Origin of the sequence: Cupriavidus sp. HPC(L), from assembly GCF_000307735.3 — a bacterium.
Lineage (GTDB): Bacteria > Pseudomonadota > Gammaproteobacteria > Burkholderiales > Burkholderiaceae > Cupriavidus.
In genome coordinates, this window is record NZ_AMPR02000222.1 from 1 (window position 1) to 4,741 (window position 4,741).

5 protein-coding genes are annotated in these 4,741 nt (G+C 63.5%); 4 read left to right on the forward strand and 1 reads right to left on the reverse strand.

All coding sequences use genetic code 11. The features are described 5' to 3' along the window. A partial coding sequence (locus B551_RS13395; RefSeq protein WP_043439535.1) for a hypothetical protein occupies positions 1-498 on the reverse strand: 498 nt, incomplete at its 3' end. Between the two features lie 302 nt (positions 499-800). Here B551_RS13395 and tssJ point away from each other — a divergent pair. The 4 genes from tssJ to B551_RS13415 all read left to right on the forward strand — a co-directional run. Beyond that, positions 801-1,430: a type VI secretion system lipoprotein TssJ gene (gene tssJ / locus B551_RS13400; protein WP_043439529.1), complete on the forward strand. Its 630-nt coding sequence runs from the start codon at positions 801-803 to the stop codon at positions 1,428-1,430. An 81-nt stretch (positions 1,431-1,511) separates the two neighbouring features. Beyond that, positions 1,512-2,858, forward strand: a complete 1,347-nt coding sequence (gene tssK, locus B551_RS13405; protein ID WP_006578249.1) for a type VI secretion system baseplate subunit TssK — start codon at positions 1,512-1,514, stop codon at positions 2,856-2,858. Next, positions 2,855-3,646 carry a type IVB secretion system protein IcmH/DotU gene (icmH, locus tag B551_RS13410; RefSeq protein WP_043439532.1) on the forward strand — a complete coding sequence of 264 codons (792 nt, stop codon included), beginning with the start codon at positions 2,855-2,857 and terminating at the stop codon, positions 3,644-3,646. The genes tssK and icmH overlap by 4 nt, the downstream gene beginning before the upstream one ends. A 90-nt stretch (positions 3,647-3,736) precedes the next feature. After that, positions 3,737-4,741: type VI secretion system Vgr family protein (locus tag B551_RS13415; protein WP_023264297.1), on the forward strand; the 1,005-nt coding region annotated here is incomplete at its 3' end.

The window sequence follows — 4,741 nt, forward strand, 5'->3', positions numbered from 1 at the left end:
CACCGGCGGCTTCTTTTCCTCGGGGAACAGCACCTGCTCGCCCAGCGTTTCGCGCAGCATCTTGGCCAGTACCTGCGCATCGGTGCGCACGTCCCCTGCCAGCGCGCTGTCGTCGCGCAGCTCCATCACCGAGCGGCGCGCTACGCGCAGGCCGCTGACGGCCAGGATGCTCTTCGCCTTGCGATCGTTGCTGTCGCGCTGCAGTGCCTCTTCGGCAGCGAGGATGGCCTGCGGATATTTCTCGTCGGCGTACTGGATCTGCGCGATCTGCGACCACGGCTCCTGGCGAGCGGGGTTCGCCTTCGCGATCTCTTCGTACAGGCTCACCGCCTGTTCACGCTGGCCACCCTTCAGGGCCGCGTCGGCCTGCGCCATGCTTTGCGTGAATGCCTCTTCCGATTGCGGACCCGAGGTGCTCCCTGTAGAGGCGCAACCGGAAAACAATGCGGCGGCACCAATGGCAATTGCAAAAGATCGTGAAAAGCGAAAAGGGATCATGGCTCTGACCGTCGCGTGGCTTTGTTGTTGACGTATTGTTCAATGCCTTCTCCGCGCTGGATAAAACAAAGCGGAGTAATTGATTGGTAAGCGATATTGGCCCAATCGGCGCGCAATAGTACACTCTGCGCGTCGCCGCTGACAACCATACCGAGGGTAGGTTCCAGACAGTGAATTAAATGAAACTGAACTCTGGTTTTCGTGCGGCAATGCATCGTTGTGCAAGCCATTACATAACACCGCCGCCAGACGTCAGGGTCGCCCGCCACATAGCACAGGCCAATAAGAAGAATCCGATTTGTATGACTTTTTTACAATTCTTTATAAAACCCCGGATAGCACTGGCCGGGCTGGCCGTCGTCACGCTGGCGTCATGCTCCGTTGGTACGCAAGTGCTGGCCGGCGCAGCCGGTGGAGCGCTGGAAGCGTTGGGAATCAAGCCTACCAACGTACCGGATGCGCAAAAGCCGCCGCGGCAGGTACCATTGCGGCTTTATGCCGGCAATAACCTGAATGCGGCCAATGACAACCGCGCCGCGGCATTGGTGGTACGGGTTTACACCTTAAAGGAATCGACCGCCTTTATGCAGGCGCCCTTCGACGCCTTTGTCGATCCGGCACGCGAAAAGCAGGTGCTCGGTTCCGAATTGGTCAACGTTCGCGAAATCACGCTGATTCCGGGTCAGCGTTATGACGTGATGGAAAAAGTCTCGCGCGAAGCGGGTGCAATCGGGGTGGTCGCCTTGTTCCGCAGTCCGGCGCCGCAGCGCTGGAAATTCGCCTTCGATGCAGCAAAGGGAGAGGAGTCCGGTATCACGATCGGCCTGCATGCCTGCGCGATGACGCTGACCGCGGGCGAGCCGCTGACGCCCAGCGATGGCGTGCCGCGGTCCTCGCTGCACCTGCTGTCGCCGACCAGTTGCCGGGCGTGAGAGCGCAGCCATGATGGCATCCATTGCCCGCGGCCGCGCCGATCGGGACAAGAAAGACAACAAGGCTATACAAGGCTAATTGTGAGCGATTCCGCCAAGATCCTCTGGGGCGAAGGTCTATTCCTTCGCCCGCAGCATTTCCAGCAGCAGGACGCCTATCACGAGGCGCGGCTGCACGCCACCGCGCAGGCGATCCAACCCTACGCCTGGGGGGTGCGCCACGCCCGCTTCGATACCGACGCACTCGCCAGCGGCATTCTGCGCATCAGCGAACTGTCGCTGTTCTTTCCCGATGGCGAATGGTATTGCGCGCCGCAATCGGACGAATTACCGGCGCCGCTCGCCCTGGCCAATCTGCCGGCCGGCGTTTCCGAATCGACGTTCCATCTCGCGCTCTATCCGCTGCGCGATTTCGGCGGCAACTACCGCGAAGCCAGCGAAGGCTCGCCCTCTTCCCGCTTCGTCGGCCACCAGCGCGACACCGCCGATCTGTTTACCGAAGCAGAGCCGGCATCGATCACCTATCTGAAGAAGGCGGTCAAGCTGGTCGCCGATTCGGAACCGCGCGACCAATATATTTCGCTGCCGATCGTCCGCGTGCGCCGCACGGCCACCGGCGGTTTCGAGCTGGACGAGAATTTTGTCGCGCCAAGCCTGGCCATCAACGCATCGGCCGTGCTGTATCAACGGCTGCGCCGCCTGCTCGATGCGCTGCAGGCCAAGGTCAATGCGCTGTACGGCTTCCATCGCGAGCCGACCAAGAACATCATCGAATTCCGCTCCGGCGATATCGCGTCGTTCTGGCTGCTGCATACGGCCAATGCCTCGTTCGCCGCGCTGTCGCACCTGTATCACCATCCCGAAGTCCATCCCGAACGGCTGTTCCAGGAATTGCTGCGCCTCGCCGGCGCGTTGATGACCTTCTCCAAGTCGTACTCGCTGGCCGACCTGCCGGTCTACGACCACGGCAATCCGGGCAAGGTCTTCGCGCAACTGGACACGATGGTGCGCGAGCTGCTCGATACCGTCATTTCCACGCGCTATTTCGCGATTGCGCTCGACGAATCGCGGCCATCGTTCCATCTGGGCCGCCTCGACTCCGGCAAGATCGACGACAAGACCCGCTTCTACCTGTCCGTATCGGCCGACATGCCGACCGTCGAACTGGTCGATGCGATTCCCGCGCGCTTCAAGGTCGGTGCGCCTGACGACGTCGACAAGCTGGTGCTGTCGTCGATGCCCGGCGTGCCGCTGACCTATACGCCGCAGGTGCCGCCGGCGATTCCGGTGCGTCCGGGGGCCTGCTACTTCGCCGTCGAGGCGCGCGGGCCGTTGTACGAACGCATGCTGCAGGCGGGCACGATCACCATCTATACGCCGGCCGGTATCCGGGAACTTCAACTTGAACTGATCGCGGTGACCTCATGAGCTCCACTTCGATGCCCTCGCTGTTTGGCGACGCCCCCGCCGGCGCGGCCAGCACCTTTGCCGATTCGGGCGACGCCTCGCGCCACGCGCGCACGCTGCTCGATCTGCTGTACGACGGCTTCTTCATGCTGTTCCTGCTGCGCAATGGCCAGCCGCCCGACAGCGCCGAGAACTTCCTTTCCAAGGTACGCGGGTTTCTCGACGAGTTCGACCGTGGCGCCAAACGCCTGAACGTGTCGGCCGACGATGTCTTCGACGCCAAGTACGCGTTCTGCGCCGCCATCGACGAGACCATCCTCGCCTCGGACTTCGCAATTCGCGCCGATTGGGAGCGCCGCCCGCTGCAGCTGGTGCTGTTCGGCGAGCAGCTTGCCGGCGAAGCCTTCTTCACCAAGCTCGAAGCGCTGCGCGCACAGGGCGCTCCGCGTCTGCAGGCGCTGGAAGTCTTCCACATGTGCCTGCTGCTGGGATTCCGCGGCAAATACATCCTCGAAGGCCCGGAGAAGCTGTCCTACCTGACCGCGCGGCTCGGCGACGAGATCGCGGCGATCAAGGGCAAGCGCGCGCCGTTCGCCCCGCATTGGCCGCTGCCCGACAAGATCGCGCACACGCTCAAGCGCGAGACGCCGCTGTGGATCTTCGGCGCCGTGTTCGCGCTGATCGCGCTGCTCGGCTACCTCGGCCTGTCGTCGGTGCTGAACAAGCAGACCAACGACGCGATGCAGGAGTACTCGCAGGTGATCAAGCTCGGTCCGCGCTTTTCGCATCTGACGATTTCGCTGCCGTAAGGCGGATGCCGATCGAACGCCTGGTCGCGCCGCACTGACACAGAGAGAGCTCCGAAGCCGGACGCCAACCACCACCTCGCCAAGGTAGCCATGATGCCCACCACGTCGCTGCCGTCGGCCGTACTTGCCTCGCTGCTCGGCCAGGGCACGCGGCAGATCGCGCTCGACACCCCGCTTCGCGAAGCGAATCTGATCGTCGAGCGCTTTACCGCGATCGAGGCGGTCTCGCGACCCTTCGCCATCGAGATCGACTGCCTGTCGCCGTCCGCGCATCTCGATACGGTCGAACTGGCGCGCCAGGAAATCACGCTGCGGCTGATGCTGGCCGACGGCCGCTACCGCGCCTGGCACGGTTTCGTCGTCGATTGCGCGGCGATGGGCGGCGACGGCGGCCTGGCCCGTTACCGGATCACCGTGGCCCCTTGGCTCGAACGCCTGCGCGGCCGCGTCGACTGCTACGTCTACCAGGACAAGACCGTGCAGGAGATCGTCGAGGAAGTGTTCCGCGACTACCCTGCCGCCAACTTCCAGTTCTCCGTCTCGCAACCGCTGCGCCGCCGCTCGATTTGCGCGCAGTACCGCGAGAGCGATTTCGACTTTGTGCAGCGGCTACTGGCCGAGGAAGGCCTGTCGTATCGCTTCGAGCACCTGCAGGGCGAAGACGACAAACCAGAAGGCAGCCAGGCTCGCCACAAGCTGGTGGTGTTCGACAACGATGCCGAACGCCCACCCTGCCCCCAATCAAGCATCCGCTTCCATCGTGCCGACATGACCGAGGAATCGGACACGATGACGGTCTGGTCCACGCGGCACAGCATCGGACCCAATGCCGTCACCGTCTCGTCCTGGGACTACAAGACGCTGACCGCCGCCTCGGCGCAGGCCAATGCCGCGGCGGTGCCCGGCGAATGGCCGACGCTCGAATCGTCCGATGCTCTGGGGCCCTATCGCTATCCCGATGCTGCGACCGCAGATCGTGCGGCGCAACTGCGCATGCAGGCCGAGGAAAGCGGCTTTGTCCGCTTCGACGGTGCCGGCACGGTGCGCCAGCTGGGCGCAGGCCAGCGCTTTGCCCTGACCGAACATTTCGCAGCC